The organism is Ruegeria sp. YTSC192 (assembly GCF_059609705.1).
On sequence record NZ_JBXWMG010000001.1, the window covers coordinates 49,367 to 75,570 of the forward strand.

A 26,204-nucleotide genomic window follows, 5' to 3' on the forward strand; every position below is an offset into this window, starting at 1 on the left:
GGCAGGCCGTGACAGACCCTATCTGCCCACCTGATCCCAGCCCCTGTCCACCGCGCGGAGGGCGCAGGATGATCTGGAAGACGAAGACTCATAGGTTCTCAGCAACCATCTGCCAACATACGGGCAAGACATGCCCTGCATTGGCACGGCTGGCGCGTTCAATGGTTGACGCACTGGACCAAGCCGGTCCGGCGACCACATCGGATTTTGAAATCGAAGGCAGTAGCGACCTGACCCATTGCTCGGATGGATGCCACGCCCGGTTTCGGGCCAGCCAGTCTAAGGTGCGGGTCTACTGCGGAGCGGACCCTGATACCGAAAGCGAGACCCTCGATCGCTATGCTGACCTTTTGTTCGGCACTGAAACCGCTAGCCTGCCTGCCGCTGCGATGACATCCCTGCCCTGCGCCATGCTCGAGGCATCAGTGATTGCGACGCGCAAACCGGCCCCGGCGGAACTGCAGCTGCCGGCTTAGAGCGTTTCGGGTTTAGCTTGAGACACAAATACCCTGCCACGCCTGCGGCGTTCTCGGGACATTAGTGTCGCAGATTGCTTTAGATAAAACCCGAAACGCTTTAGGAGTCTGCCAAAGCTCGGGCGGGCAAGGTGGCCCAGTGCTTCTGCGCGTCGGTTTCGACCGCGCAGGGGCGTAGCTTACGTAACCGGTCCAGCGCTTGGATTGGAAGCTCGCCACATTCGATCATCAACCGCAACACAACCATGCCAGAGCGACCGCATCCGCCCTTGCAATGAACTAGAACGCGCCCTCCGCCCGACAAAGCCTGACGCGCCGCGGCACTGACATCGGGCCATTGCGCATCAACCTCTGCCGGGGGCACGCCGAAATCCTGAATCGGCAGATGTACCCACCGGCTGGCGCGCCCCTGAATATCGCGGCCAAACTCGCGGGCTCCGAATTGGACCAACTCGGCCTCGGTTGTCATCGACAGCACGAGGCCCGGCTTCCAATCTCCGATCGTTTCAAGGTCGCCAGCGTAGTCGCCGCCTTTTCCCGGCATCGACGTCAGTGCAAGTGTGCCCCCACCCACTTGCAAAGCATGAATGACCAAATTCGTCATGACAGCATCCCCCCGGAAGCGTTAATCCTGACTTTAAGCCTGAGTCACAATCCGCAGACTGTACCCTTGACGCGCCGGTTTCCAAAACAAAATCGTTCTTCAACTCATGTGGACGCGGGCGGCACGGGCCTTTACGCTGCGGTGACGTCCCGAATCCGCCAGAGTAGACATGACCGACCCAGACAGCCCCGCCTATCAGGTTCTCGCCCGCAAATATCGCCCGGAAACCTTTGCCGATCTGGTGGGTCAGAACGCGATGGTCCGCACGCTGAAAAACGCGTTCGAGGCGGATCGCATCGCGCAAGCCTTTGTAATGACAGGCATTCGCGGGACCGGTAAAACCACGACCGCGCGGATCATTGCGAAAGGTATGAATTGTATCGGGCCGGACGGAAATGGCGGACCCACGACCGAGCCTTGCGGCCAATGCGAACACTGCATCGCCATCATGGAAGGCCGTCATGTCGACGTGATGGAAATGGACGCCGCCAGCCGTACCGGCGTGAATGATATTCGCGAGATCATCGACAGTGTCCGCTACCGCGCTGCCTCGGCCCGCTACAAGATCTACATCATCGACGAGGTCCACATGCTGTCGACCAGCGCCTTCAACGCGCTGCTCAAGACGCTTGAGGAGCCGCCGGCGCACGTGAAATTCATCTTTGCCACAACCGAGATTCGCAAGGTCCCCGTCACGGTTCTGTCACGCTGCCAACGCTTCGACCTGCGCCGGATCGAACCCGAGGATATGATCGGCCTGCTGCGCAAGATCGCCTCGGCTGAGAGCGCTGAGATTGCCGAGGACGCGTTGGCGCTGATTACTCGTGCTGCCGAAGGGTCTGCCCGCGACGCGACCTCATTGCTGGATCAGGCGATCTCACACGGGGCCGGAGAGACGACGGCAGATCAGGTGCGCGCGATGCTGGGCCTAGCGGATCGTGGTCGGGTTCTGGACCTCATGGACATGATCCTGAGGGGCGATGCAGCTGGGGCGCTGACCGAGCTTGGCGGGCAATATGCCGAAGGGGCTGATCCGCTAGCCGTGTTGCGTGATCTGGCCGAGATCACCCATTGGGTCTCGGTCGTGAAGATCACCCCGGACGCAGCCGAAGACCCCACTGTTTCCCCGGATGAACGCGCCCGCGGCCAGCAAATGGCCGAGGCCCTGCCCATGCGGGTGCTGACCCGGATGTGGCAGATGTTGTTGAAGGCACTGGAGGAGGTCTCAGCCGCCCCCAACGCCATGATGGCCGCCGAAATGGCTGTGATCAGGCTGACTCACGTGGCCGACCTGCCCAGCCCGGAGGAACTGATCAAACGGCTGCAAGATACGCCTCCGCCCCCCAATGGCGGACCAGGCGGTGGGAGGCCCATTCAAAGCAACGGCGCGGCCCCGGTCGAAGCACGCGCCGCTAGAAGCCACGCCCCTGCCCAAGGGTCTGGCGGCGCACCAGTCGCTGCTTTGGCACAGGACACGCAGACCGCACTTGCGCGATACCCGAGTTTCGAACATGTGGTCGAGTTGATCCGGACGAACCGAGACGTCAAGCTTCTGGTCGAGGTCGAAAACGGTGTGCGGCTGGTGTCTTACCAGCCGGGTCGGATCGAATTCACACCGGCCCCGCAGGCCCCGACCGATCTTGCACCGCGGCTGGGATCGGCCTTGCAGCGCTGGACCGGCAACAGATGGGCAGTGTCCATCGTGTCGGATGGCGACGCTCCGACAATCGCCGAGATCCGCGACAAGGCCGAACTGGCGCTGAAAGAAGAGGCCACCACACATCCACTGGTTCAGGCCGTTCTGGCAAGTTTCCCAAAGGCCAAAATCACCAAGATCGAAACGCCAGAACAACGCGCCGCCCAAGTCGAGACCGAAGCCCTGCCCGAAGTCGAAGATGAATGGGACCCTTTCGAAGAAGATTGATCGCACCACAAAACCAAACCCTCCCGCGCCCGCCACGGGCAATCGGCTAAAGCCGATCACCCTGAGCGGCCTTGGGCCCGGCAGCGCTCGGGCTATGCCCGAGCGCTGCCGGGCCCAACGGGAGGAAAGGTCTTGCCAAAGACCTTGACGACGGGCGGGAGCACGCTCTGCTCTTGTGTCACCACGATGACCCCCGTATCTAGGCACAAACTGGACCTACAGGAGGAGCAAGATGCTCAAAGGATTAGGCGGCCTGGGCGATATGGCCAAAATGATGAAATCCGCGCAGGATCTTCAGACCAAGATGACCGAGATGCAGGAAGAACTGAACAACCTGATGGTTGTCGGCGAGTCCGGCGCAGGGTTGGTCAAGGCAACCGCAACCGCCAAAGGTGAGCTGAAGGGCCTGGATATCGACCCGTCGATCTTCAATGGCGACGACAAGGAAGTGGTCGAGGATCTGATCCTGGCGGCCATCAAGGACGCACAGACCAAAGCCGCCGAACGCTCGCAGGCCGAAATGGCCAAACTGACCGAAGGCATGGGCCTGCCCGCAGACATCAAGCTGCCGTTCTGATCTTCATCTTTTCAAAAATACTCCAGCCGGAGACTCCCTCCGGCGCCAGACAGGACAGGCCGTGAGCTCCAACAGCGACATCGACAACCTGATCGACCTGATGGCCAAACTGCCTGGTCTCGGCCCCCGCTCGGCCCGCCGCGCGGTGCTGCACTTGATCCGCAAACGCTCTCTGCTGCTAACGCCCTTGTCCGACGTTATGCAGCAGGTCGCCATCACCGCCCGCGAGTGCCTGAATTGCGGCAATGTGGGCACCACCGACATCTGCGACATCTGCAATGATGAGGCCCGCGCGACCGGAGAGCTTTGCGTGGTCGAAGACGTCGCCGACCTCTGGGCGATGGAGCGCGCAGGCGTGTTCAAAGGGCGCTATCACGTTTTGGGCGGTACGCTTTCAGCGCTGGACGGGGTCGGTCCGGACGAGCTGCGCATTCCTCGATTAAAAGACCGCGTCGTGGCCGAGGAGATCACCGAGATCATCCTCGCTCTGAACGCCACCGTCGATGGCCAGACCACCGCCCACTACATCGCCGATCAGTTGGAGGGACAGGTCCGCCTGACTTCATTGGCGCAGGGCGTTCCGATTGGAGGCGAGCTGGACTATCTGGACGACGGAACAATCACAGCGGCATTGCGGGCGCGGAAAGAAATCTAGGCGGCCTATTGAGAACGGGGCGATCAAAAGCATTTCGCCCCGCAATATGCCAAACGGACTTTGAGTGCGCGAGTCAGGTATAAGCACCCGACGAATAGGTCAGCTCATACGAATGGCTGTAGACCTCGAACACGATGCCGAAGGGATCTTCGACATAGACCATGCGGTATGGCTTTTCTCCGGGATAATAGTGCCGGATCGGCATTCGCTGTTTTCCACCAGCTTGCACAATCTTTTCAACCAGGCCCTCAATGTCGGGGTCTTGAATGCAGAAATGGAACATCCCGTTTCTGCGGAAATCGATGTTGTTTTCAGGCTCGTAATTTCCATCAAACTCAAAAAGCTCGATTCCGATGCGATCCGCTGTCGCAAGATGTGCGATACGCAGCTTTTTCCATTTGGGGCCAAAAACATCCGTACACATGACACCAATATCCGAGTCGTCTTCAACCACATCCGTAGGGGGCATGATCACGTAAAACCCAAGTACCTCGGAATAGAATTTTACAGCCTCGTCCACATTTGGAACCGACAGCCCAATATGTGAAAATGTTCTTGGATATTGAGACATGGAACGCTCCTTATTCTGCTGGGGCTCAGAACTATAAGGTAGGAACAGAGTTTCAAGCGACTTCTCGCGCCCTCATAGCGGGGTTCACCCCAGAACATAGGTGCGCATCGAACCCCAAATCGCCCAAAAACACCAGAATGGTCTTTGCCTCCAGCACCCGCGTTGTAATATGCCTCAGACCTGATCATTTTTTATATCGGAAGCCCTTATGACCCGCCTTCTCGCCCTCACCTTCGCCGCCTTCACAGCCACCTCCGCCCTCGCGCAAGACCTTGTCGACAAAGGCTTTGTCGACGGTTGGAACATCATGATGGACCCTGCGCTTGGGAATGGGTGCCTGATCCAGACGGTGTATCAGGACCTCTCGGTCGTTCGGATCGGTTATGACGCGCTGGACAATCGCGGGTATTTCGCTGTCTACAACAAGGCCTGGGGCGATATCGAACAGGGCAAAACCTATCCGATCCGATTTGATCTGGACGGCAAAAGCTATGACGCCACCGCCATTGGCTTTAACGAGCGTGACGTCCCCGGCGCGACCGTCTTTTTCACTGACCGGAATTTCGTCACCGCAATCGCTCAGAACAAGACGATGACCGTTTACAACCCGGAGGGTGACGTGGTGATGGCGATTGACCTCAAAGGCACCGCCAAAGCGCTGGAATATGCGCGGGAGTGTCAGAACAAAAAGCTCTAGCGAATCGGGTCGAACAGAGCGTCCTTGGCCGCGCAGTCCCGGATGACATCCCGGCCGCAGGGTACGGGATCAAGGTCGCGGGACAGGCACAGGCGGACCTCTTCGATATAGCCCTGTTTGCAGGTGATGGTGATCATGTCGCGCCCAAGCGCAGGGTTGGAATTTAGAAAGGCCTCTTCGACAATCGACGCGGGCAATTTGACCGAGGCATCAAGCTGGCGGAACACCTCGGGCCGGGCCACGCGACCATACGCTTCGCGCGACAGATCCATGTAGCCTCGCGCCGACAGGCCCGAACAGGTGCCGTGTTTCTTCCACTGATGCCATGCAAGGCCTGCGCTTCCCTGAATATCCTCCATCGCACGGGTCATCGCGCGCGACGGTGGGGCCTCGGGCGTGCGGCAATAGGACGGCCAGCCCTGATGGAACTGAGGCCACAGCCCATGCAAAATCCAGCCATGGTCATGCCGGGCATCACATTGGTCTGACCCTCGCGCATCTCCTTCGCGCGCGCACCAGTTGGGCGACCAGCTGAGCGCCAGGACGTAGTAGTCGAACTCACCTGCCTTTTCGCCCTCGGCCAGCGTGGCGATTACGCTTGTGACCCACAAAACCAGCGCTAGCAAACCTTGGCGCATTCGCCTCTTCCCTTCTTGCGTCGCGGCGACTATATACTCCCCAAGTTCCCCGACAACGGAAACCTGCCCCAAAACCCCGGGGCCGCCGAATTCCGGCGACGGGAAAGATGTATGTATAGGAGACGGGCTGATGGCAAAACCGCTTATGGCCAAGGCAACAGCCGTATGGCTGGTGGACAACACCACGATCAGCTTCAAGCAGATCGCGGATTTCGTAGGGATGCACGAGCTTGAAGTGCAGGGCATTGCCGATGGCGATGTGGCTGCTGGCGTCAAAGGGTTCGACCCGATTGCCAACAACCAGCTGACGCAGGACGAGATCGATGCAGCGCAGAACAACCCGCTGCACAAGCTGAAGCTCAAGTTCAACCCGTCGGCAACGGGCGAGGAAAAGCGCCGTGGCCCGCGCTACACGCCGCTGTCCAAGCGTCAGGACCGTCCGAACTCGATCCTGTGGCTGGTCAAGTTCCACCCGGAACTCAGCGACGGTCAGATCGCCAAGCTGGTTGGTACAACCAAACCGACCATCCAGTCGATCCGCGAGCGCACGCACTGGAACATTTCGAACATGCAGCCCATCGACCCGGTTGCCCTTGGCCTGTGTAAACAGTCCGAGCTGGACGCCGTGGTACAGAAGGCCGCTGCGAAGAAAGCAGCCGAAGGCGGCGTGATGAGCGATGACGAGCGCCGCAAGCTGGTCTCGACCGAGCAGTCGCTGGAAATGGATGCAGCACCGAAGATCCCGACCGCGATTGAGGGTCTGGAAACCTTCTCGCTGTCGGATGAGCCGGACGACAAGGAAGACAGTGACCCGATCGTGGACGCCGACAGCTTCTTCAACCTGCCCAAAGGTGGCGGGGACGACGACGACGAAGACGATCTGCGCCCCTGATTTCTGACCCGCCCCGGTCTAAACTGGCTGGGGCGTTTCCTTGGGACCTCTCATGCTGAGCATTCTTTCTGCCATCTTTGGCCCACACCGCGCCGTAACGATCTACGCCTTCCTGAAAACCTGGGGTTTGGGTCTGGCTGCTGCTGTGGTCATGGCTTTCATCGTCGGCGGCCTGTTCCTGTTGGGGGATGGCGGCAAGCATGAGCATCATTCCTTCATGACCGTCCCGGTTTTGTCGGCCACGGCGATCAACGGCGATTTCAAGAACGGGATCATTGCTTCGGTTCGTCTGCCGGATGGGACGGCCACGTCGATCACCTCGACCGAGGCGCCGGTTTCCCAATCGGTGGGCACCAGCGCCTGCGTGGAAAAACGCGTCTACGTGGAAAGCGGAGAGGCACGATATCGGTTCAAACTGCCTCGGTTCTGCGAGGCCGGTTGACCCCTAGCGAACCAGCGAAAAACGCCCGGAGGATGCGCCGGGCGTTTTCTTTTTCAGAGCATCTGAAACAGAATCCCGGCGACGATCGCGCCACCGACCCCGAGGGTCAGATAGGTGGCAAAGACGCGCGGTTTAACCAGTGACCAGACCGCGGCCATGGCCGGGATCGAGCTGACCGCCCCTGCCACCATGAACGACATCGCGGCACCTGCTGTCATGCCTTGCTCCATCAGCCCCGCCAGAAGCGGCGGCGCAACGTAGGAGTTCAGATAGGCGGGCATTCCGACCAGTGCGGCTACAACGATGGGCAGAACACCTTCTCCGCCGACAACGCGTGCGATCAGGTCTGCGGGGACATAGCTGACCAGAAGCGCCTCGAGCACATAGGCCAGAGCAAGCCATTTCAGCAGGAACAGGCCATTGTGCACGAACTCAGACCGGAAACGCTGACGGCGTTCGGGTTCCTGCCAGAACTTCCAGACGGGTTTATCATCCAGCTTGGGGCCGCACCCACAACATCCGGCGGGTTTGTATTCGCGCAGGGGCTGGGCGAAGGCTCCGTTGCGCATCAGAAGGCGCACGGTGAACCCGCCGAATAGGCCCAAGGCAACCGCTGCAACCGCCTTGCCGATGGCAAAGGGCCACCCCAATGCGCCCGCCGTGATCAACAATGTGGGCGGGTCGATCAGAGGCGAGCTGAGCCAGAAGGCCATCACCGCAGAGAGCGGCGCGCCCAGTGCCAGCAGCCCGGCGATGAACGGGATCACCTCACAGGAGCAAAACGGCGCAAGCCCTCCGAACAGGGCCGCCAGAAAGATCATCCTGGTTTCCCGCCCCTCAAAAGCGCGCGCCACCATGACTTCGGCCCCGGTGGCCTTGAGATAGGACAGCAGAAGGACGGCGAACAGAATGTACTGGCCTGTATGCGCCAGTGCCTTGGCGGCGAAGATTACGACCTCGGCCCAGTTGCCCGGATCGAAAACTGCGACAAGCGCCAGTATGGCGACGATCAAAGCCCAGGGTGTTTTGATCACATCCAGCGCGAGTTTGGCTGAGGCTTTGGGGTTTTGTGATAGTTCAGCCATCGTTTGCGGCCTTTCCGACTTCGTCCGCGCAGCATTCGCTGAGAATGAACTGCGCCAGATTTCGCAACTCGTTGAAACAGGCGCGATTGATCGTCGTACGCCCGATCTTTTCCTGTTCAACCACACCACCTGCGGCCAGAAACCGAAGGTGATGCGCAAGGGTGGAGGGGGCGATGCCGGTACGCGTTTGGATCTCACCCACGGTCAGACCGGCCTGCCCAGCCCGCACAAGTGTTTTCAGAACCTTCAATCGGGCCTCGGACCCCATGGCCGAGAACCCTGCTGCAGCGGTTTCCCACATCTGCTTTCTCCATTAAACTAGTTTTCTAGTTATTTAGGTGATTCGAGTTTTCTCGTCAAGTTGCGGAAAACTCCCTTCAGTGCGTAAGTCCAGATTGCCACCGCCTTAAGTCCAATCTATAAGCGCTCATGGCTATCTCGGTTGACACCTTCTTTCTTGAGCTGAACGGACAGGGGACGCTGCAGGCGCAAATCCAGCAGATGATCGCCGAAGGCATCCTGTCGGGTCGGTTCCACATCGGGGAAAAGCTGCCTTCGTCCCGTAAACTAGCGACCCATCTGGGCGTCAGTCGGATTACGGTGACACTGGCCTATACCGAGCTTCTGGCCAATGACTATCTGACCGCTAAGGGGCGATCCGGCTACTATGTGTCCGAAAACGCGCCGATCCCTCCGAAATACACACCTGTCCCGCGCAGCGAGGAAACGGTCGACTGGGACAGGGTGCTGGCCCGTCGGTTCTCGGGTGGGAACGTTCTGACCAAACCTCAGGACTGGCGCAGCTACAAATACCCGTTTATCTATGGACAGGCCGACCGGACGCTGTTTGATCACGCCAACTGGCGGCTTTGTGCCGTGCGCGCGCTGGGTCAGAAGGATTTCGAATCCCTCACGACCGACTATGTGGATCAGGACGATCCGCTGCTGGTCGAGTTCATTGCTCGCCACACGCTACCGCGCCGGGGCATCACCGCCCGCCCGGAAGAGATCCTGATCACTCTGGGCGCGCAGAACGCGTTGTGGCTGGCCTCGCGCATTCTTCTGAAAAAGGGGCGCACGGCGGCGATCGAAGATCCCTGCTACTATGCCCTGCGAGAGCTGCTGAGCCATTCGGATTGCACCATTGCGCCGATCCGCGTGGATGGCGACGGGCTACCCCCCGAGGACCTGCCAGACGACACTGATGTGATCTTTACCACGCCCAGCCACCAAAGCCCTACAACGGCCACCATGCCCGTCAGCCGCAGAACCACCCTGCTGGAACGCGCGAGCGAGCTGAACGCCATGATCGTCGAGGACGACTACGAGTTCGAGATGGCTTATCTGGGCGCGCCCTCCCCCGCGCTTAAATCCATGGATCGTGATGGTCGGGTTATCTATGTGGGCAGCTTCTCAAAATCGCTGTTTCCGGGTTTGCGACTGGGCTACATGGTCGGGTCCGAGACCTTCATCCGCGAGGCACGCGCGCTGCGTTCGCTCGTGTTGCGACATCCTCCGGGGCATGTTCAGCGCACGGCGGCCTATTTCCTGTCACTCGGGCACTACGACGCTCAGATCCGGCGCATGTCTAACGCCCTGGCCCAACGACGTGAGGCATTGGACAAAGCCGTTCAGACCCATGCGCTACAGGTCGCGGGGCGCGGCGTGCTTGGCGGTTCGTCCATTTGGATGGAGGCTCCTTCGTATGTAGACACCGCGCAACTGGCAGTCACACTGCAGGCGCAAGGAGTGCATATCGAACCCGGCGCGCCCTTCTTTTCGGGGCCGAAGCCGCCTCGGAATTTCTACCGTCTGGGATATTCCTCGATTGCGCCCGACCGCATCGAGGCCGGGGTGAAACTGATTGCGGCTGCGATCAGGGCCAGTTGACCGTCGGCTGGACGTATTCCGCCGCCTCATCTGGCCCTAACGCCATCCGCACCCATACGCCAAAACCGTATCAAAGGCCGGGCTGTACCCCCCGGCCAATTCACGCATTCAGTTTTGGAGAGCCACCGATGAAAATGACCACGGAAGAAGCCTTTGTTAAGGTTCTGCAGATGCACGGAATCGAGCATGCCTTTGGCATCATCGGTTCGGCCATGATGCCGATCTCGGATATTTTCGGGAAAGCCGGCATCACGTTCTGGGATTGCGCGCACGAAGGCTCGGGCGGGATGATGGCCGACGGCTACACCCGCGCCACCGGCAAAATGTCGATGATGATCGCGCAAAACGGCCCCGGCATCACCAACTTTGTCACCGCTGTCAAAACCGCCTACTGGAACCACACCCCGCTGCTGCTGGTCACTCCTCAGGCCGCGAACAAGACCATGGGTCAGGGCGGCTTCCAGGAAATGGAACAGATGCGGATGTTCGCAGACTGCGTCTGCTACCAGGAAGAAGTACGCGACCCGTCGCGCATGGCCGAAGTCCTCAGCCGCGTGATCACCAAAGCCAAGCGCGCCTCGGCCCCGGCACAGATCAACGTGCCGCGTGACTTCTTCACTCAGGTTGTCGACATCGAGCTGCCCGCCGTGGTCGAATTCGAACTGCCTTCGGGTGGTGCGTCTGCCGTTACCGAAGCCGCTGCTTTGCTGTCCGATGCCAAGAACCCGGTCATTCTGAACGGTGCTGGTACAGTACTGTCCGCAGGCGGCATCGAAGCGTCGAAAGCACTGGCCGAGCGTCTGGACGCCCCGGTTTGCGTTGGCTACCAGCACAACGACGCCTTCCCCGGCTCGCACCCGCTGTTTGCCGGCCCTCTGGGCTACAACGGCTCAAAAGCCGCGATGGAGCTGATCAAGGAAGCGGACGTTGTTCTGTGCCTGGGCACCCGTCTGAACCCGTTCTCGACCCTGCCCGGATACGGTATGGAATACTGGCCGGCCGACGCAAAGATCATTCAGGTCGACATCAACCCTGACCGCATCGGCCTGACCAAGAAGGTCTCGGTTGGTATCGTTGGCGACGCGGCCACCGTTGCAACCAACATCCTGGAACAGCTTTCGGGCACCGCAGGCGATGAAGGCCGCGATGCACGTAAAGCGAAAATCGCCGAAACCAAGTCGCGTTGGGCGCAGGAACTGACCTCGATGGACCACGAGCAGGACGATCCGGGCACCACCTGGAACGAACGCGCCCGTGCCGCCAAGCCAGACTGGATGAGCCCGCGCATGGCATGGCGCGCGATTCAGTCCGCCTTGCCGAAAGAGGCGATCATCTCGTCCGACATCGGCAACAACTGTGCCATCGGCAACGCTTACCCCTCGTTTGAGGAAGGCCGCAAATATCTGGCCCCCGGCCTGTTCGGCCCCTGTGGATATGGTCTGCCGTCCGTGGTCGGCGCCAAGATCGGCTGCCCGGATGTACCTGTTGTTGGCTTCTCGGGCGACGGTGCCTTCGGCATCGCAGTCACCGAACTGACAGCAATCGGCCGTGAAGAATGGCCTGCCGTGACCCAGATCGTCTTCCGCAACTACCAGTGGGGTGCGGAAAAGCGGAACTCGACCCTGTGGTTCGACGACAACTTCGTCGGCACCGAGCTGGACACGCAGGTTTCCTACGCCGGTATCGCAAAGGCCTGTGGCCTGAAAGGTGTGGTCGCCCGTACTCAGGACGAGCTGACCGCAGCGCTGAACCAGGCCATCGAGGACCAGAAGAACGGTATCACCACTCTGATCGAAGCCATGATCAACCAAGAGCTGGGTGAGCCTTTCCGCCGCGACGCGATGAAGAAGCCGGTTGCTGTTGCAGGTATCGAAGCAGCAGACATGACGCCGCAAGCCGAGGCCTGATCGCAGTGAAGCCCCTGCGTCAAATTCTCGGGGCTGCGACCAGTTCCAAAAAGATCATCGCCCTTGCTGAGGGCGATGATCCACGAGTTGTGGAAGGCGCGTTGAAAGCACGCGCCGAGGATGCAGCCGATATTATCCTTGTCGGCGATCAGACCAAAGTCACCTCTTTGCTGGCTGAAAAAGGCGGAAGTGATGTGGCCGGGATCGACATCCACGATCCTGCAACTTCGCCCCATTTGGATCGCTTTGCCGATGCCTATTTCGAATTGCGTAAACACAAAGGCGTAACACCTGAGACTGCCAGGTCGCTGGTGCGAAACCGTCTGAACTATGCCGCCATGTTGGTCCATCTCGGGCTGGCTGACGGCACGGTTGGCGGAGCCGTCGAAACCACCTCGGACACTGTTCGCGCGGCGTTGCAGATCATTGGCAAGGCACCTGACGCCCATATGGTGTCCAGCTTCTTTCTGATGATCTATGACCGCGAACATCACACGGTTCAGGGCGCCCATATTTTCGCAGATTGCGGGTTGGTCGTTGATCCGAACGAACGCGAGCTGGCCGAGATCGCGCAGGCGTCTGCCACGTCCTATCAAACACTTACAGGAAAAGAGCCTCGGGTTGCGATGCTGTCTTTCTCGACAAGCGGCAGCGCCAGCCATCCGAAAGTATCCAAGGTGGTTGAGGCCACACAAATTGCCAAAACCGCCAACCCGAACCTTGTCATCGACGGAGAGTTGCAGTTCGACGCTGCCTACGTGCCGGAGGTTGCCAGTAAAAAAGCCAAGAACTCGCCTCTGGAAGGGAAAGCAAACGTGTTTGTCTTTCCCAACCTTGATGCGGGCAACCTGGGGTACAAGATCGCCCAGCGCATTGGCGGGGCCGAGGCCATTGGGCCCGTTCTACAAGGTTTGGCGAAACCCGCAAACGACCTGTCGCGCGGCTGTTCTTCGGACGATGTGTTGCATATGATCGCCGTGACCGCCGTGCAGGCAAACCAGGTGGGATCACCGCAAGAGCCAGTTCATCCAGCTACTGCATAACCTCTGCGGCTTTGCCGCTTTTCTCTAAACGTGTTCAAGAAAGATCAACGAACCGATGCTGGGCAAAACTGAACTTACAAGCTCCTTCGGTGCGCACGCGGCTCAGACGACCCGAACCATGTTCCCCGGGGTTATGGTGGCGATCACCGTTGCCGTGACAGCGAAGTTCCTGTCCGAGCATTACGCGACCCCTGCCATGCTCATGGCCCTGCTATTGGGCATCGCGCTCAGCTTTTTGGGGGAAGAAGGTAAAACCGTTCCCGGCATCAGTTTTTCCGCCAAGTCGCTTCTGCGTTTGGGCGTCGCGCTTCTGGGTGTGCGAATTTCCATGACGCTGATGCTGGGCCTCAGCTGGGACCTGATCGCCCTTGTCGTCGGAGGTGTACTGGCCACCATCGCGTTTGGCCTGTTGATCGCGCGCTTCTTTGGTCACAAATGGCGCTTTGCCTTCCTGACCGCCGGTTCGGTTGCGATCTGCGGCGCGTCTGCAGCGATGGCAATCAGCGCCATCCTGCCCAAGGATGAACGGTCCGAAGAACGGCTGATCTTCACGGTTCTGGGCGTTACGGTCCTGTCGACCATCGCAATGATCGCCTACCCCATCTTGGTGCGCACGCTGGGCATGGATGATGTAGCCGGCGGCGTGTTTCTGGGCGGTACGATCCACGATGTGGCGCAGGTTGTCGGCGCGGGGTTTTCGATCTCAGAGCAGACGGGTGATACGGCCACTCTGGTCAAGCTGATCCGTGTGGCGATGCTGGCCCCGGTGGTTCTGGTCGCATCGCTGATCATCCGGAGCGCGACCGACACGGGAGGAGAAGGGAAACGCCCTCCGATCCTGCCCGGCTTCGTGATCGGGTTTCTGGTACTGGCTGCGGCCAGCTCATTCGGCCTGATCCCGCTGTTCCTGTCCGAGCTTCTCAGCCAGACATCCCGCTGGTTGCTGCTGATCGCAATCGCAGCAGTCGGGATGAAGACGAACCTGAAACAAATCCTGTCGGTCGGAGGCGCAGCGATCGCCCTGATCGTCGTAGAAACTCTTTTTATTGCAGGAATTATCCTTACCGGATTAACATTCCTGACCTGACAAGCTGCCCGACATGAAGGACGCCAGATGACCATCCAGCAACCGAAGATCGACACCAGCCCGAAAGTCTCGGACGAGATCCGGCGCACCACCTGCTATATGTGCGCCTGTCGCTGTGGCATCAACGTCCACATGAAGGACGGCAAAGTCGCCTATATCGAAGGCAACCGCGACCATCCCGTGAACAAAGGTGTTCTCTGCGCCAAGGGCAGCGCGGGCATCATGCAGGTCAACGCGCCTTCGCGTCTGCGCAAACCCCTGCGGCGGGTTGGCCCCCGTGGGTCCGGTGAATTCCGCGAGATCGAATGGGACGAGGCGATCAGTACCGCTGTTGGGTGGCTGAACGAGCTGCACGAAACCGCGCCGCAAAAACTGGCCTTCTTCACTGGCCGCGACCAGAGCCAGAGTTTTACCAGCTTTTGGGCGCAGAATTTCGGCACGCCCAACTATGCGGCTCATGGCGGCTTTTGCTCGGTCAACATGGCGGCGGGCGGCATCTACACAATGGGCGGTGCGTTTTGGGAGTTCGGCCAACCTGACTGGGATCACACCAAACTCTTCATGCTGTTCGGAGTGGCCGAGGACCACGACAGCAACCCGATCAAGATGGGGCTGGGCAAGATCAAAGCGCGCGGCGCGCGTGTGATCGGCGTGAACCCGATCCGCTCGGGCTATAATGCGGTGGCTGACGATTGGGTCGGGATCACGCCGGGCACGGATGGGCTGTTCATTCTGTCACTGATCCATGTGCTGATGAAAGCTGGCAAGATCGACCTCGACTACCTTGCGCGCTTCACCAACGCGCCGGTTCTGGTGAATGCCTCTGAAGGTCCGGAAAAGGGCCTGTTCCTGCGCGATGCCGACGGCAAACCGCTGGTGATCGACCGCGTCACCGGGCAACCAATGGCCTTCGACAAACCCGGCGTACGCCCGGATCTGTCCGCCACCTATGACAAAGACGGCGTGACCCACCGCCCGGTCTTTCACCTGATGGCCGAGAAATACCTCTCGGACGAACACGCCCCCGAAAACGTTGCCGATCGCTGCGGCATTCCCGCCAATCGCATCCGCGCCATCGCTGCCGAAATCGCGCGCGTCGCCTTTGACGAGGCAATCGAGCTGGACCACGAATGGACCGACTTCCGAGGCGAAAAACACTCCAAGATGACGGGCCGACCCGTCAGCTTCCACGCGATGCGCGGAATTTCAGCCCATGCCAACGGTTTCCAGACCTGCCGCGCGCTGCATGTGCTGCAAATCCTGCTGGGCACGGTCGAAGTTCCCGGCGGTTTCCGCTTCAAACCGCCTTATCCCAAACCCGTCGAGGCCCACCCCACACCGCACGGTGATCGCCGGCCTGGACGCCCGCTGGACGGTCCGCACCTTGGATTTGTGCGAGGCCCCGAAGATCTGTTGATCGACGACTGCGGAACACCTCAGCGCATCGACAAGGCCTTCACCTGGGAGAACCCGATGTCTGCGCACGGGCTGATGCATATGGTGATTTCAAATGCCGCCGCAGGCGATCCCTACAAGATCGACACGTTGTTCATGTATATGGCGAACATGTCGTGGAACTCCTCCATGAACACCAAGGGTGTGATGGAGATGCTGACCGCCAAAACCGAAGACGGCAAATATGTCATCCCCAATATCATCTATTCCGATGCCTACTCGTCCGAGATGGTCGCGTATGCCGATCTGATTCTGCCTGACACGACCTATCTGGAACGGCACGACTGTATCTCGCTGCTGGATCGTCCGATCTGCGAGGCGGATGCCGCCGCCGATGCCATTCGGTGGCCTGTTGTCGAACCCGACCGGGATGTCCGGGGTTTCCAATCCGTCCTGATAGAACTCGCCAACCGCATGAACCTGCCCGGCTTCACCAACGAGGACGGAACCCCCAAGTGGCAGGACTATGCCGACTATATCGTCAACCACCAGCGCAAGCCGGGTATTGGTCCACTGGCTGGCTTCAGGGGTGAAGACGGCACCAAGGAAGGCCGGGGCGAGGTCAACCCGGAGCAACTGAACCGCTACATCGAGAATGGCGGTTTCTACGTTGCGCATATCCCCGAAGGCGCGGATTACTATAAACCGTGGAACGCGGCCTATCAGGACTGGGCCGTCGGCATGGGCCTGTACGACAGTCCGCAGCCCTACCTGTTTCAGCTCTACTCGGAACCAATGCGCAAGTTCCAACTTGCCGCCGAAGGTCATGGCGAACGTCAACCGCCCGAGCATCTGCGCCAACGTATCAAGGACAAGATGGACCCGCTGCCGATCTGGTACGAAACCGATCAACAGGGCAACGAAGGCTTCACCGTCAACGCCCTTACCCAACGCCCGATGGCGATGTATCATAGCTGGGGCACGCAGAATGCCTGGCTGCGGCAACTGCACGGGCGCAACCCGCTTTATGTTCCAACCAAGCTGATGCGCGAACACGGTCTGCAAGATGGCGACTGGGCCAAGGTCAGCTCACCACACGGCGAAATCACCGTACCGGTCATGGAGATGGCCGCGCTCAACGACAACACCGTCTGGACGTGGAACGCCATTGGCAAACGCAAGGGCGCATGGGCCCTGCAAGAGGACGCACCCGAAGCCACCAAGGGCTTCTTGCTCAACCACCTGATCCACGAACTTCTGCCACCTAAGGAGGACGGTATGCGATGGGCCAACTCGGATCCGATCACCGGTCAGGCCGCGTGGTTCGACCTGAAGGTTAAAATCGAAAAAGCCGAAGCCCCGAGTGACGCCGAAAGCCAACCCGGGTTTGACCCGATCAATTCCCCCGTCGGCACCGGCCCCAAGGATATCGCTTGGAAGGTAGGCAAATGATCCACTCTTCATCTGGCCAAAAATATCTCGGGGGTGAATTGAGCCTTAGGCTCAAGAGGGGGCTGGCCCCCTGCCCCGCCCAACAAAGCCGAGGTTTCTTGCTATGACTCAACTCCCCGAATCTACTGATCGCAAAATGGGCCTCGTCATCGATCTCGACACCTGTGTCGGGTGCCACGCCTGCGTGATTTCCTGCAAAGGCTGGAACACCGAAAACTACGGCGCTCCGCTGTCGGACCAGGATGCCTATGGAGGCAACCCATCGGGCACTTTCCTGAACCGTGTCCACTCGTACGAGGTCACACCGACCGAAGGCCCTGCCCAACTAATTCACTTCCCAAAATCCTGCCTGCATTGCGAGGACGCGCCCTGCGTTACCGTCTGCCCCACCGGGGCCAGCTACAAGCGCGTCGAAGACGGAATTGTTCTGGTCAATGAAAGCGACTGTATCGGTTGTGGCTTGTGCGCCTGGTCCTGCCCCTACGGCGCGCGGGAAATGGACATGGCCGAGGGCGTGATGAAGAAATGCACCCTCTGCGTTGATCGCATTTACAATGAAAACCTGCCTGAAGTGGATCGCATCCCATCCTGCGTTCGCACCTGCCCGGCCGGCGCCCGCCATTTTGGAGACCTCGGCGATCCCGATAGTGACGTCAGCAAACTGGTGGCCGAACGGGATGGCATGGACCTGATGCCCGAAATGGGCACCAAGCCCGTCAACAAATACCTGCCACCCCGACCCAAGGATCAAATCGAGGACCAGATCGATATTCTGGCCCCGCTGCTGGCCCCCGTCGCTGAAGAGCCCAAAGGGTTCCTCGGCTGGCTTGACAAGACACTGGAGAAGCTCTGATGCATCCGGCCCCTTCCGTTATTCTCTTCACCACTCTGTCCGGCCTCGGCTTTGGATTGCTGTTCTTTCTGGGCCTTGGCATGCCCGAGGTCACAGGCTGGGTCGCCTTTGTCTTTTTCCTGATCGCCTATGGGCTGGCCGTCGGCGGATTGCTGGCGTCAACCTTTCACCTCGGCCATCCGGAACGGGCGTGGAAAGCGTTCACGCAATGGCGCTCTAGCTGGCTCAGCCGCGAGGGCTGGTGCGCAGTCATCGCGCTTGCTCTGATGGGTTTGTTCGCAATCGGCTCGGTCTTCATGGGCGAAAGATGGAGCCTTTTGGGCTGGCTCGGCGCGTTGTTCTCGCTGGCCACGGTTTTCACCACGTCGATGATCTACACGCAGCTCAAGACGATCCCCCGTTGGCACATGAAGCTGACACCGGCCATGTTCCTCAGCTTCAGCCTGGCCGGAGGCGCCTTGATGGCAGGTCAGACCTCGGTTGCGCTGCCTTTGCTGCTGATCGCGGCGCTGGTGCAGATCCTGTACTGGCGTCAGGGGGACAAGGCGCTTGCCAGTTCTGGGACGGACCTTGGGACAGCAACAGGATTGGGCCATCGCGGGTCGGTGCGGGCGTTTGAACCTCCGCATACTGGCACCAACTATCTGCTGCGAGAGTTCGTGCACGTGGTTGGCCGTAAACATGCCGAGAAGCTACGGATCATCTCGTTCCTGCTGGCTTTTGCTGTGCCATTTGTATTCATCGCGATCCCATTGGACGGGGTTGCGCTTAAACACCTGCTTGCGCTGCTGGCCGTGGTTTCGCACCTGGCTGGGGTTGCCGCGTCACGCTGGCTGTTCTTCGCGCAGGCCGAGCACGTGGTCGGGCTCTACTACGGCAAGCGTGGGTAGAGGGGGCCAGCCCCCTCTTGGCCCTTTGGGCCAATTCACCCCCGAGGTATTTTTAGCCAGATGAAGCGCGGATCCTGTTTCAAATCAGACCGGCATGCGCCATCGCCGCTTCGATCGCGGTTTTGGTGCTGTCTTCCAGTTCGGTCAGGGGCGAGCGAACCTCTGTACTGCACAGGCCAAGTTTGCTGAGCGCGTATTTTGCGCCGACCAGACCGGGTTCGATAAAGATCGCCTCGTGCAGGGGCATCAGACGATCCTGATAGTCCAGCGCCTTGGCATAGTCGCCCGCCAGTGTGGCCTGTTGGAACTCGGCACAAAGTTTCGGGGCCACGTTGGCCGTGACCGAGATACAGCCCACACCGCCATGCGCGTTGAAGCCCAGCGCAGTGGCGTCCTCGCCCGACAGCTGACAGAAGTCGGCACCACAGCTTGCACGCTGCTGGCTGACGCGCGCCAGATCGCCGGTCGCGTCTTTGACACCGACAATGCGCGGCAGCTTGGCCAGCTCACCCATGGTCGCGGGGGTCATGTCGATGATCGAACGGCCCGGGATGTTATAGATGATGATCGGAATATCGGCGCAGTCATGCAGGGCACGGAAATGGGCCAACAGGCCTTTCTGGGTCGGCTTGTTGTAATAGGGTGTGACCACCAGCGCCGCATCGGCCCCGATTTTCTTGGCGAACTGGACGAATCGAACCGCCTCGACCGTGTTGTTCGAGCCCGCGCCCGCAATCACCGGCACCCGACCCGCAGCGGCTTTGACCACCTCGGAAATAACCGTCTCGTGCTCTTCATGGCTCAACGTCGGGCTTTCGCCGGTGGTACCAACGGGTACCAGACCGGTCGAGCCTTCCTTTATCTGCCATTCCACCAAGTGTTTGAGCGTATCCAGGTCCAACTCGCCGTTGCTGAACGGGGTGACGAGGGCTGGCATTGAGCCTTTGAACATGGGTCGCGCTCCTTGAAGTGCGGTTGCAGTATTTGCGCCATCCTCGCTCACGTTTTTAGCTTTGTGAGTTGATACTGGCGGCGCAGGGTTTATCCTGAATGGCTCTATCCTCGGTTGGTTGGGAAATGCAAGAGATGACACGCGTTCTGGCCTTTTTGGCAACAGTGATTCTGTGTTTTGGAATGCAGGCAAGCGCTGCGCGCGCGGATGCCGCCGGTGATCTGCGCGCCGGGCTGGCGGAAATGCGCAAAGGCGATTGGAACGAAGCGCTAAGGGTGTCTGGCGCGCGCGGCTCGGTATCCCGTGACATTATCGTGTGGCATTGGCTGCGCGAAGGCTTTGGTAGCTCGGGCGATGTGCTGGTGTTTCTGGAACGCCGCCCCGACTGGCCCGGACTGGCCTGGTTGCGCCGCAAGAGCGAGCCGTCCTTTACCGGGGCTGATCCGGATCGGGTGGTGCGGTTCTACGCCGATCAGCCGCCGCAAACGGCCGAAGGCGCGCTGAACTATGCGGTCGCTCTGAAAGCCAAGGGCCGGATTGGGGATGCCGAGGCCGATATCGTCACCGCCTGGCGCACCATGCCCATGGGGTCGGGTTTGCAGACGGACTATCTTGAGAACTTCGGGACATTGCTGAAAGCGCACCACACGGCGCGACTGGATCGGATGCTGTGGGACAATCATCTGGTCAGCGCCGGACGCATGCTTCCGCTGGTCAGCGCGGATCAGCGCAAACTGGCCGAAGCCCGCATTGCCCTGCAAAAACGCGAACCGGGCGTGGATGGCAAGATTTCTGCCGTACCCAAGGCTCTGGCGGGGTCTCCGGGGCTGGCGTTTGATCGCTTTGTCTGGCGCGACAGGAAAGAGCTGGACGACAGCGCCATTGATCTGATGCTGGCCCGCTCGACCGGTCCGGACGCCTTGGGTGAGCCGGACAAATGGGCTGAAGGTCGACGCCGGCTGGCCCGGCTTGAGATGCGGCAGGGCAGTGCGGCCCGCGCCTATCAGGTAGCCGCCAACCACCATATGACGCCTGAGATGGGCTATGGATACGCCGATCTGGAATGGCTGGCGGGGTTCCTGGCTTTGCGCAAACTGAACGACCCCACGACAGCGGTTCGGCATTTTCAAAACTTTGAAGGCGCGGTGAAGTCTCCGATCTCACGAGGCCGTGCTGGCTATTGGCTGGGTCGCGCCTACGCGGCGCAAGGAGATGCCGAAAAAGCCTATGACGCTTATGCAATGGGCGCAGACTATCAGACATCTTTCTACGGCATACTGGCAGCCGAGCAGATCGGGCGGCCGTTCGACAGCACCCTCACCAACCCGCCCCGCGCCGCGCATTGGCGACAGGCCGAATTTGCGAACTCCAGCGTGTTGGAGGCCGGTCTTCTGCTGCTGAAGGCAGGGGAAGATAACCTCTCTGAACGGTTTCTGACCCATCTGGTCGAAAGCCTCGATACAGCGCAAGCCAATCAGCTGGGCGATCTGGTGATCGAGCTGAAACAGCCGCACCTCGCCGTGATGATCGCCAAACGCGCCGCGACCAGTGGAACGGTTCTGCCCGCAGCCTATTACCCCGTGCATCCGGTCGCGGATATCGGCTTGCCGATGGCCAAAGAGATGACATTGGCCATCGCCCGGCGTGAAAGTGAATTTGATCCGGTGGTGATCAGCGGCGCAGGGGCGCGCGGGCTGATGCAGGTGATGCCTGCAACCGCCAAACTGGTCGCGCAGGAGCTGGGTATCCTCAGCGGGCACCAGACTGGTCGGCTGACCTCGGACTGGGAGTATAATGCCAAGTTGGGGGCCAACTACCTGTCGAGCCTAGCGGCGGATTTCAACGGCAACGTGGTCATGATGGCCGCCGGGTACAATGCCGGACCGCGAAGGCCGATCTCGTGGATGGAACGCTACGGAGACCCCCGCGCCGGAACCGTTGATGTGGTCGACTGGATCGAGACCATCCCATTCAGCGAGACGCGCAACTATGTGATGCGCGTGACCGAAAGCTTGCCTGTTTACCGCGCGCGTCTGGGCAAACCGGCCCTGCCTGTGCCCTTTTCGCAGGAGCTGACCGGATCAACCCTTGCGGCGTTCGCGCCATAGTGTGAACAGCCCCGCCGCGACAACCAGCGATGCGCCGATCACCACCTCGGGGCGCAGGACCTCGTTGAAGATTGCAATGCCCAGGATCGCTGCCCAAACCAGATGGAAATAGGCGAAAGGCTGCACGGCGCTGGCCTCGGCCATCTCATAGCATTTGATCAGAAGCCAATGGCCCGAGACGCCGCTGACGCACAACAGACCCATCCAGACCCAATCCGCACGCGCCATTGGTTCCCAGAACCACATGCCTACAAGGGTCATGGCGACGGCACCGCTGACTCCGGTCCAAAAGAAACTGGTGGCCGAACTGTCAAGACGGGCGGCATATCGGGTCACCAAAGCGTAGACCGCAAAGAGAAGGGCCGAGATCAATGGAATGATGGCCCATGGGTTGAACACGCCTACCCCCGGCTGCAGAATGATCAGGACCCCCACACAGCCGACGGCGATTGCGCTCCAACGCCGCCAACCTACCTTCTCGCCCAGAACCGGGCCACTTAACGCAGCGACAAGAAGTGGATAGCAAATGAAGACCGCCAAGCTGTCGATCAGACCCAGCACCGTAAAGCCGAACACAGCGACACAAATCTCGGTCACCAGCAGAACGCCTCGGAAAAGCTGAAGTTTGATCTGATCTGTCCGCGCGGTTGCTTTCAAGCCACCCGGCGCACGGGCCGCCAGGGCGATGACAAAGGCTGCGAAAAACCAGTATCGGATCATCACCACCATATAGGTGTTATACGTCCCCGCCAGATGGCGCGAGATCCCGTCCTGCAGGGCAAAAACCACCGTTGAGGCGACCATCAGCGCGATCCCGGCCGAGATGTTGTTTTGCTGCGTCACGCTTTGACCGCCCGTGTCATATGCCGTTTGCGACCGTAGCCGGGCGCGCGGGTGACAGCGAACCCTGCTTCCTCCAACCCGCGGCGGACAAAGCCTGCTGCGGTGTAGGTGGCCGCGGTGCCGCCTGGTGTCGTGTGATCAGCCACATGCTGCATCAGATCCGCGCCCCAAAGTTCAGGGTTTTTGGCGGGCGAGAAGCCGTCCAGAAACCACGCATCGGCCTTGCCGATCCAGCCGGGCAACGTCTGACGCGCGTCGCCTTCGATCACTTCAAGATGCAGCGTGTCGAACTGACAGCACCCGCCGCGCCATTGCGACAGGAAACGCTCGGCCCAGGGCTGCACTTCGGGGAAGGCTGCCAAGGCGCGCGCCATATCCTCGGGGGCCATGGGGAAGGCCTCAAAACTGGTGAATCGCAACGGAGTGGTCTGGCCTGCGGCCTCCCACGCGGACCAGACAGTCAGCAGGTTCAGGCCGGTGCCAAAGCCCAGTTCGGCAATATGAAATCCCGGCGCGAAGCGTGCGGGAAGGTCGTTGCCGGACAGAAAGACATGCCGCGTCTCCTCTGACCCGTTCTGCAACGAGAAATAGGGATCATCGAACTGGTCCGAGACCGGAATCCGGTCCTCTCTCCATGTCAATTCGGCGTGCTGGTTTGCCATCGGGGAATCCTGTAGCTAAGCGGCGCGACACTGAACAAGGAAGAGGGGTTTGGCAATGGTCGATGTGACGGTACGCGGCGCTGGCATTTTTGGCCTGTCCATCGCCTGGACCTGCGCCCGGCGCGGCGCAAAGGTGCAGGTTGTCGATCCCTTTGGCCCCGGTGCGGGCTCCAGCGGAGGGTTGGTGGGCGCTCTGGCCCCGCATGTACCCGAGAACTGGAACGCCAAGAAGGCCTTTCAGTTCGACAGCCTGATCATGGCCGAACCCTTTTGGGCACAGGTCGAAGCTACCGGAGGGGTTTCAGCAGGCTATGGGCGTCTGGGACGCCTGCAACCGATCATGGATGAGCGCAGCCTGCAGCTGGCGCACCAACGGCATGCCACCGCGCAAGAGCTATGGCAGGGTATGGCCGAGTGGCAAGTGCTGTCCACGTCGGAGGCAGGCCAATGGTGCCCGCCCAGCCCGACCGGCTATGTCATCCACGACACCCTGACCGCGCGCATGCACCCGCGCAGGGCCTGTGCCGCGCTGGTTGCCGCGCTTTCGGTCATGGGGGTTGAGGTGGTTGGTGAGGCACCGGACAAGGGCCATGTGCTGCATGCAACAGGTGTCGCCGGGTTGCAGGAGCTCAGCCAGAGCTTCGGGAAAACTGTCGGCAATGGCGTCAAGGGCCAAGCCGCATTGCTACGCTTTGATGCGGGCGCGGTGCCCCAGCTATTCGCCGATGCAATCCATATCGTGCCGCATGCGGACGGCACGCTGGCGATCGGCTCGACCTCTGAGCGGGACTATGACGATCCGACCAGCACCGACGACGCGCTGGATGACGTGATCGACCGCGCCACCCGCGCCGTTCCCGTGCTGCACGGAGCCGAGGTGATCGAGCGATGGGCCGGTGTCCGCCCCCGAAGCAAAAGCCGCGCACCGATGCTGGGCGCACACCCCCTGCACGACGGTCAGTTCATCGCCAATGGTGGCTTCAAGATCGGCTTTGGTATGGCCCCGAAAGTGGCCGAGGTGATGGCGGACCTCATGCTGGACGGGCGCGATGAAATCCCTGCGGATTTCCGGCCCGAAGCGTCACTCTGACTGCGCCTCGGCCTTCATGCATTGTCGACCGTCTGGGCCACGAACCCACAGGTCCGGCCCGTTGCGACACAGCGTGGCCGTCTCAAAATGCAAAAGCGGCGCGGTTGCCCGGAACGAAAAGCGCGTCAGCGGGCCAATCACGTCCTCCGCAAAAAGCATCAGCAGTTGCGCCAATAACGGCCCGTGAACGACCAGCCCGCCATACCCTTCGACATCGCGCGCATAATCCAGATCGTAGTGGATCCGGTGGCCGTTGAAGGTAAGCGCGGAGTACCTGAATAAAAGAGTGCTGTCGAAGCCCACCTCGCGGCGGTCCGTTTCGTCACGACGCGCCACGGGCGGCGTGGGTTTCACCTCGTCCAGAGAGGGGTCTTCACGATAGACCAGATCCTGCCATTCTGTCACGCAGAGCGCCCCATCCTGCCGGATCTCATGCCTGAGCCTAACAAACCCCAACGACCCGGTGCGCCCGATTTTGCGGCTCTGTTGCTCGAGAAACGAGTGCCGCTGTGCCTCAGCGCCTACCCGCAGAGGGGTGCGGAAGTGCAGCCGCCCCCCGGCCCACATCCGGCGCGGCAGGCCCATCTTCGGGATCAGATCAATCCCGACCCGAGGGTGCCCGTCACGCCCCAGATCAGATGGCGCGCGCGGGGACCAGAAGTAAAGCTGGTGAAAGAACGGCGGCAACGCGGAACCGGCCGAGATCGTAGGCTCCAACCCCAGCGCAACCTGCAAGGCCGCCGCCCGGGCCGGGTCTATGACATCGCTTTGCCGATCCTCGCGCATACCGTATCCGCCTAAAGACGCCCGACCTCAGCCCGCAGTTTTTGCATCAGCGCATGTATGGTCTTTTCATAGCGCTCACTCGTCAGCCGCCCCACGTCGTCAAACGCGTTGGAGCTGTCGGCCAGATGGATCTCGGGGCCTTGCAGAATGCGCGGCTGGAATGGCACCATATAAGCGCGCAGGATCATCTGGGCGCGCTCGCCTCCGGCCCGGCCCGCTGCGGCGGACATCACCGCAACCGGCTTGTCGGCCCAAGGATTGCCTGAGGTGCGGCTGACCCAGTCCAGCGCATTCTTCAAAACGCCCGACGGCCCCTTGTTGTATTCCGGCGTGGAGATAATCACCGCATCGGCCTGCGTGATCTGGTCGGCCAGCGTTTGCACAGCGGCTGGGATGCCCTCACCCTCTTCCAGATCCCCGTCATAAAGGGGCAGGTTCAGATCCGCTTCGACAAAGCTGGCGGGATCAAAAAGGCGTGCGGCCTCGCGCAGAAGCTTACGGTTTGTTGCCGTCTGACGCAGGGAACCGGACAGGCCAAGGAGGGTCGGTTGGGACATTGCGGGAAACTCCGTTTCAGTGTTTCCCAATAGGTAGACCGAGACGCGCCCGATCCAAACCCCATTTCCTGCACAGCTAATGCGCGCTTAAGGCGTTTCGGGTTTTACCTGAATCATCAAGTGACACG

At 60.4% G+C, this 26,204-nt stretch carries 26 protein-coding genes; 16 read left to right on the forward strand and 10 right to left on the reverse strand.

Annotated elements, in window-relative coordinates; translation table 11 throughout:
• Nucleotides 1-161: 161 nt before the first annotated feature.
• The gene (locus AC2FD8_RS00215; RefSeq protein ID WP_496853947.1) at nucleotides 162-476 is read left to right on the forward strand and encodes a hypothetical protein; all 315 of its coding nucleotides are present in this window, start codon (nucleotides 162-164) and stop codon (nucleotides 474-476) included.
• A gap of 100 nt (nucleotides 477-576) precedes the next feature.
• Here the strand turns inward: AC2FD8_RS00215 and AC2FD8_RS00220 are convergent, their stop codons facing one another.
• Entirely contained in the window at nucleotides 577-1,080 is a 504-nt protein-coding gene (locus AC2FD8_RS00220) for a protein-tyrosine phosphatase family protein (RefSeq protein WP_496853946.1), read from the reverse strand.
• A gap of 169 nt (nucleotides 1,081-1,249) precedes the next feature.
• Between AC2FD8_RS00220 and AC2FD8_RS00225 the strand changes: the two genes are divergently transcribed.
• The 3 genes from AC2FD8_RS00225 to recR all read left to right on the forward strand — a co-directional run bounded on the left by AC2FD8_RS00225 (nucleotide 1,250) and on the right by recR (nucleotide 4,236).
• Nucleotides 1,250-3,004 (forward strand): DNA polymerase III subunit gamma/tau, encoded by a 1,755-nt coding sequence (locus AC2FD8_RS00225; RefSeq protein ID WP_496853945.1) that lies wholly within the window; start codon nucleotides 1,250-1,252, stop codon nucleotides 3,002-3,004.
• A gap of 232 nt (nucleotides 3,005-3,236) precedes the next feature.
• Nucleotides 3,237-3,581, forward strand: coding sequence for a YbaB/EbfC family nucleoid-associated protein (locus tag AC2FD8_RS00230; RefSeq protein ID WP_170706351.1), 345 nt, complete (start codon nucleotides 3,237-3,239; stop codon nucleotides 3,579-3,581).
• A gap of 61 nt (nucleotides 3,582-3,642) precedes the next feature.
• Nucleotides 3,643-4,236, forward strand: a complete 594-nt coding sequence (gene recR / locus AC2FD8_RS00235; protein WP_496853943.1) for a recombination mediator RecR — start codon at nucleotides 3,643-3,645, stop codon at nucleotides 4,234-4,236.
• A 73-nt stretch (nucleotides 4,237-4,309) separates the two neighbouring features.
• Here the strand turns inward: recR and AC2FD8_RS00240 are convergent, their stop codons facing one another.
• Complete coding sequence (locus AC2FD8_RS00240; protein WP_496853942.1) at nucleotides 4,310-4,807, reverse strand: lactoylglutathione lyase family protein; 498 nt, start codon at nucleotides 4,805-4,807, stop codon at nucleotides 4,310-4,312.
• A 208-nt stretch (nucleotides 4,808-5,015) separates the two neighbouring features.
• Here AC2FD8_RS00240 and AC2FD8_RS00245 point away from each other — a divergent pair, with 208 nt between their 5' ends.
• The gene (locus AC2FD8_RS00245; RefSeq protein WP_496853941.1) at nucleotides 5,016-5,504 is read left to right on the forward strand and encodes a hypothetical protein; all 489 of its coding nucleotides are present in this window, start codon (nucleotides 5,016-5,018) and stop codon (nucleotides 5,502-5,504) included.
• Here AC2FD8_RS00245 and AC2FD8_RS00250 read toward each other — a convergent pair.
• The gene (locus AC2FD8_RS00250) at nucleotides 5,501-6,142 is read right to left on the reverse strand and encodes a ribonuclease T2 family protein (protein ID WP_496853939.1); all 642 of its coding nucleotides are present in this window, start codon (nucleotides 6,140-6,142) and stop codon (nucleotides 5,501-5,503) included. The two genes, AC2FD8_RS00245 and AC2FD8_RS00250, sit on opposite strands and share 4 nt — an antisense overlap.
• 130 nt (nucleotides 6,143-6,272) lie before the next feature.
• Between AC2FD8_RS00250 and AC2FD8_RS00255 the strand changes: the two genes are divergently transcribed.
• Nucleotides 6,273-7,034 carry a DUF1013 domain-containing protein gene (locus tag AC2FD8_RS00255; RefSeq protein ID WP_496853938.1) on the forward strand — a complete coding sequence of 254 codons (762 nt, stop codon included), beginning with the start codon at nucleotides 6,273-6,275 and terminating at the stop codon, nucleotides 7,032-7,034.
• A 52-nt stretch (nucleotides 7,035-7,086) separates the two neighbouring features.
• Nucleotides 7,087-7,476 carry a hypothetical protein gene (locus AC2FD8_RS00260; protein WP_496853936.1) on the forward strand — a complete coding sequence of 130 codons (390 nt, stop codon included), beginning with the start codon at nucleotides 7,087-7,089 and terminating at the stop codon, nucleotides 7,474-7,476.
• A 53-nt stretch (nucleotides 7,477-7,529) separates the two neighbouring features.
• On the opposite strand, the gene AC2FD8_RS00265 is transcribed toward AC2FD8_RS00260, so the two are convergent.
• Together AC2FD8_RS00265 and AC2FD8_RS00270 are read right to left on the reverse strand one after the other, a co-directional pair.
• The gene (locus tag AC2FD8_RS00265) at nucleotides 7,530-8,561 is read right to left on the reverse strand and encodes a permease (protein WP_496853935.1); all 1,032 of its coding nucleotides are present in this window, start codon (nucleotides 8,559-8,561) and stop codon (nucleotides 7,530-7,532) included.
• On the reverse strand, nucleotides 8,554-8,862 hold the full coding sequence (locus AC2FD8_RS00270; RefSeq protein WP_170375462.1) for an ArsR/SmtB family transcription factor: 309 nt from the start codon (nucleotides 8,860-8,862) through the stop codon (nucleotides 8,554-8,556). Before AC2FD8_RS00270 ends, AC2FD8_RS00265 begins: the two co-directional genes overlap by 8 nt.
• A gap of 128 nt (nucleotides 8,863-8,990) precedes the next feature.
• Here AC2FD8_RS00270 and pdxR point away from each other — a divergent pair, with 128 nt between their 5' ends.
• The 7 genes from pdxR (at nucleotide 8,991) to AC2FD8_RS00305 (ending at nucleotide 19,078) form a co-directional block, all read left to right on the forward strand.
• Entirely contained in the window at nucleotides 8,991-10,451 is a 1,461-nt protein-coding gene (pdxR, locus tag AC2FD8_RS00275) for a MocR-like pyridoxine biosynthesis transcription factor PdxR (RefSeq protein WP_496853934.1), read from the forward strand.
• 128 nt (nucleotides 10,452-10,579) lie between these two features.
• Entirely contained in the window at nucleotides 10,580-12,358 is a 1,779-nt protein-coding gene (gene xsc / locus AC2FD8_RS00280) for a sulfoacetaldehyde acetyltransferase (protein ID WP_496853933.1), read from the forward strand.
• Nucleotides 12,359-12,363: 5 nt separating this feature from the next.
• On the forward strand, nucleotides 12,364-13,401 hold the full coding sequence (pta, locus tag AC2FD8_RS00285) for a phosphate acetyltransferase (RefSeq protein ID WP_496853932.1): 1,038 nt from the start codon (nucleotides 12,364-12,366) through the stop codon (nucleotides 13,399-13,401).
• Nucleotides 13,402-13,519: 118 nt separating this feature from the next.
• Entirely contained in the window at nucleotides 13,520-14,488 is a 969-nt protein-coding gene (locus AC2FD8_RS00290) for a YeiH family protein (protein WP_496853931.1), read from the forward strand.
• 27 nt (nucleotides 14,489-14,515) lie between these two features.
• Complete coding sequence (locus tag AC2FD8_RS00295) at nucleotides 14,516-17,335, forward strand: molybdopterin oxidoreductase family protein (protein ID WP_496853930.1); 2,820 nt, start codon at nucleotides 14,516-14,518, stop codon at nucleotides 17,333-17,335.
• A 103-nt stretch (nucleotides 17,336-17,438) separates the two neighbouring features.
• Entirely contained in the window at nucleotides 17,439-18,188 is a 750-nt protein-coding gene (locus AC2FD8_RS00300) for a 4Fe-4S dicluster domain-containing protein (RefSeq protein WP_496853929.1), read from the forward strand.
• Entirely contained in the window at nucleotides 18,188-19,078 is an 891-nt protein-coding gene (locus AC2FD8_RS00305; RefSeq protein ID WP_496853928.1) for a dimethyl sulfoxide reductase anchor subunit family protein, read from the forward strand. The genes AC2FD8_RS00300 and AC2FD8_RS00305 overlap by 1 nt, the downstream gene beginning before the upstream one ends.
• Nucleotides 19,079-19,157: 79 nt before the next feature.
• Here AC2FD8_RS00305 and dapA read toward each other — a convergent pair whose 3' ends face one another.
• Nucleotides 19,158-20,030, reverse strand: coding sequence for a 4-hydroxy-tetrahydrodipicolinate synthase (dapA, locus tag AC2FD8_RS00310; RefSeq protein ID WP_496853927.1), 873 nt, complete (start codon nucleotides 20,028-20,030; stop codon nucleotides 19,158-19,160).
• Nucleotides 20,031-20,164: 134 nt separating this feature from the next.
• Here dapA and AC2FD8_RS00315 point away from each other — a divergent pair, with 134 nt between their 5' ends.
• Nucleotides 20,165-22,138 carry a lytic transglycosylase domain-containing protein gene (locus AC2FD8_RS00315; protein ID WP_496854008.1) on the forward strand — a complete coding sequence of 658 codons (1,974 nt, stop codon included), beginning with the start codon at nucleotides 20,165-20,167 and terminating at the stop codon, nucleotides 22,136-22,138.
• Here AC2FD8_RS00315 and AC2FD8_RS00320 read toward each other — a convergent pair.
• Together AC2FD8_RS00320 and mnmC2 are read right to left on the reverse strand one after the other, a co-directional pair.
• Nucleotides 22,112-22,981: a DMT family transporter gene (locus AC2FD8_RS00320; RefSeq protein WP_496853925.1), complete on the reverse strand. Its 870-nt coding sequence runs from the start codon at nucleotides 22,979-22,981 to the stop codon at nucleotides 22,112-22,114. The genes AC2FD8_RS00315 and AC2FD8_RS00320 overlap by 27 nt on opposite strands.
• Nucleotides 22,978-23,643, reverse strand: a complete 666-nt coding sequence (gene mnmC2, locus AC2FD8_RS00325) for a tRNA (5-methylaminomethyl-2-thiouridine)(34)-methyltransferase MnmC2 (protein ID WP_496853924.1) — start codon at nucleotides 23,641-23,643, stop codon at nucleotides 22,978-22,980. Before mnmC2 ends, AC2FD8_RS00320 begins: the two co-directional genes overlap by 4 nt.
• 55 nt (nucleotides 23,644-23,698) lie before the next feature.
• Between mnmC2 and AC2FD8_RS00330 the strand changes: the two genes are divergently transcribed.
• A complete protein-coding gene (locus AC2FD8_RS00330) occupies nucleotides 23,699-24,733 on the forward strand; it encodes an NAD(P)/FAD-dependent oxidoreductase (RefSeq protein ID WP_496853923.1) in 1,035 nt (344 codons plus the stop codon).
• Here the strand turns inward: AC2FD8_RS00330 and AC2FD8_RS00335 are convergent.
• Nucleotides 24,725-25,519, reverse strand: coding sequence for an HTD2 family dehydratase (locus AC2FD8_RS00335; RefSeq protein ID WP_496853922.1), 795 nt, complete (start codon nucleotides 25,517-25,519; stop codon nucleotides 24,725-24,727). The genes AC2FD8_RS00330 and AC2FD8_RS00335 overlap by 9 nt on opposite strands.
• A gap of 11 nt (nucleotides 25,520-25,530) precedes the next feature.
• Nucleotides 25,531-26,076 (reverse strand): NADPH-dependent FMN reductase, encoded by a 546-nt coding sequence (locus tag AC2FD8_RS00340; RefSeq protein ID WP_496853921.1) that lies wholly within the window; start codon nucleotides 26,074-26,076, stop codon nucleotides 25,531-25,533.
• Nucleotides 26,077-26,204: the final 128 nt, after the last annotated feature.

What these genes read in the sequence shown, in the direction of transcription:
- AC2FD8_RS00290 (WP_496853931.1), top strand. Translation starts at nt 13,520, where the DNA reads ATGTTCCCCGGGGTTATGGTGGCGATCACCGTTGCCGTGACAGCGAAG.
- xsc (WP_496853933.1), top strand. Translation starts at nt 10,580, where the DNA reads ATGAAAATGACCACGGAAGAAGCCTTTGTTAAGGTTCTGCAGATGCAC.
- AC2FD8_RS00245 (WP_496853941.1), top strand. Translation starts at nt 5,016, where the DNA reads ATGACCCGCCTTCTCGCCCTCACCTTCGCCGCCTTCACAGCCACCTCC.
- AC2FD8_RS00270 (WP_170375462.1), bottom strand. Translation starts at nt 8,862, where the DNA reads ATGTGGGAAACCGCTGCAGCAGGGTTCTCGGCCATGGGGTCCGAGGCC.
- AC2FD8_RS00340 (WP_496853921.1), bottom strand. Translation starts at nt 26,076, where the DNA reads ATGTCCCAACCGACCCTCCTTGGCCTGTCCGGTTCCCTGCGTCAGACG.
- AC2FD8_RS00240 (WP_496853942.1), bottom strand. Translation starts at nt 4,807, where the DNA reads ATGTCTCAATATCCAAGAACATTTTCACATATTGGGCTGTCGGTTCCA.
- AC2FD8_RS00300 (WP_496853929.1), top strand. Translation starts at nt 17,439, where the DNA reads ATGACTCAACTCCCCGAATCTACTGATCGCAAAATGGGCCTCGTCATC.
- dapA (WP_496853927.1), bottom strand. Translation starts at nt 20,030, where the DNA reads ATGTTCAAAGGCTCAATGCCAGCCCTCGTCACCCCGTTCAGCAACGGC.
- pdxR (WP_496853934.1), top strand. Translation starts at nt 8,991, where the DNA reads ATGGCTATCTCGGTTGACACCTTCTTTCTTGAGCTGAACGGACAGGGG.
- AC2FD8_RS00315 (WP_496854008.1), top strand. Translation starts at nt 20,165, where the DNA reads ATGACACGCGTTCTGGCCTTTTTGGCAACAGTGATTCTGTGTTTTGGA.
- AC2FD8_RS00255 (WP_496853938.1), top strand. Translation starts at nt 6,273, where the DNA reads ATGGCAAAACCGCTTATGGCCAAGGCAACAGCCGTATGGCTGGTGGAC.
- AC2FD8_RS00305 (WP_496853928.1), top strand. Translation starts at nt 18,188, where the DNA reads ATGCATCCGGCCCCTTCCGTTATTCTCTTCACCACTCTGTCCGGCCTC.
- AC2FD8_RS00295 (WP_496853930.1), top strand. Translation starts at nt 14,516, where the DNA reads ATGACCATCCAGCAACCGAAGATCGACACCAGCCCGAAAGTCTCGGAC.
- AC2FD8_RS00225 (WP_496853945.1), top strand. Translation starts at nt 1,250, where the DNA reads ATGACCGACCCAGACAGCCCCGCCTATCAGGTTCTCGCCCGCAAATAT.
- AC2FD8_RS00220 (WP_496853946.1), bottom strand. Translation starts at nt 1,080, where the DNA reads ATGACGAATTTGGTCATTCATGCTTTGCAAGTGGGTGGGGGCACACTT.
- AC2FD8_RS00330 (WP_496853923.1), top strand. Translation starts at nt 23,699, where the DNA reads ATGGTCGATGTGACGGTACGCGGCGCTGGCATTTTTGGCCTGTCCATC.
- mnmC2 (WP_496853924.1), bottom strand. Translation starts at nt 23,643, where the DNA reads ATGGCAAACCAGCACGCCGAATTGACATGGAGAGAGGACCGGATTCCG.
- AC2FD8_RS00215 (WP_496853947.1), top strand. Translation starts at nt 162, where the DNA reads ATGGTTGACGCACTGGACCAAGCCGGTCCGGCGACCACATCGGATTTT.
- AC2FD8_RS00230 (WP_170706351.1), top strand. Translation starts at nt 3,237, where the DNA reads ATGCTCAAAGGATTAGGCGGCCTGGGCGATATGGCCAAAATGATGAAA.
- AC2FD8_RS00250 (WP_496853939.1), bottom strand. Translation starts at nt 6,142, where the DNA reads ATGCGCCAAGGTTTGCTAGCGCTGGTTTTGTGGGTCACAAGCGTAATC.
- AC2FD8_RS00265 (WP_496853935.1), bottom strand. Translation starts at nt 8,561, where the DNA reads ATGGCTGAACTATCACAAAACCCCAAAGCCTCAGCCAAACTCGCGCTG.
- AC2FD8_RS00260 (WP_496853936.1), top strand. Translation starts at nt 7,087, where the DNA reads ATGCTGAGCATTCTTTCTGCCATCTTTGGCCCACACCGCGCCGTAACG.
- AC2FD8_RS00335 (WP_496853922.1), bottom strand. Translation starts at nt 25,519, where the DNA reads ATGCGCGAGGATCGGCAAAGCGATGTCATAGACCCGGCCCGGGCGGCG.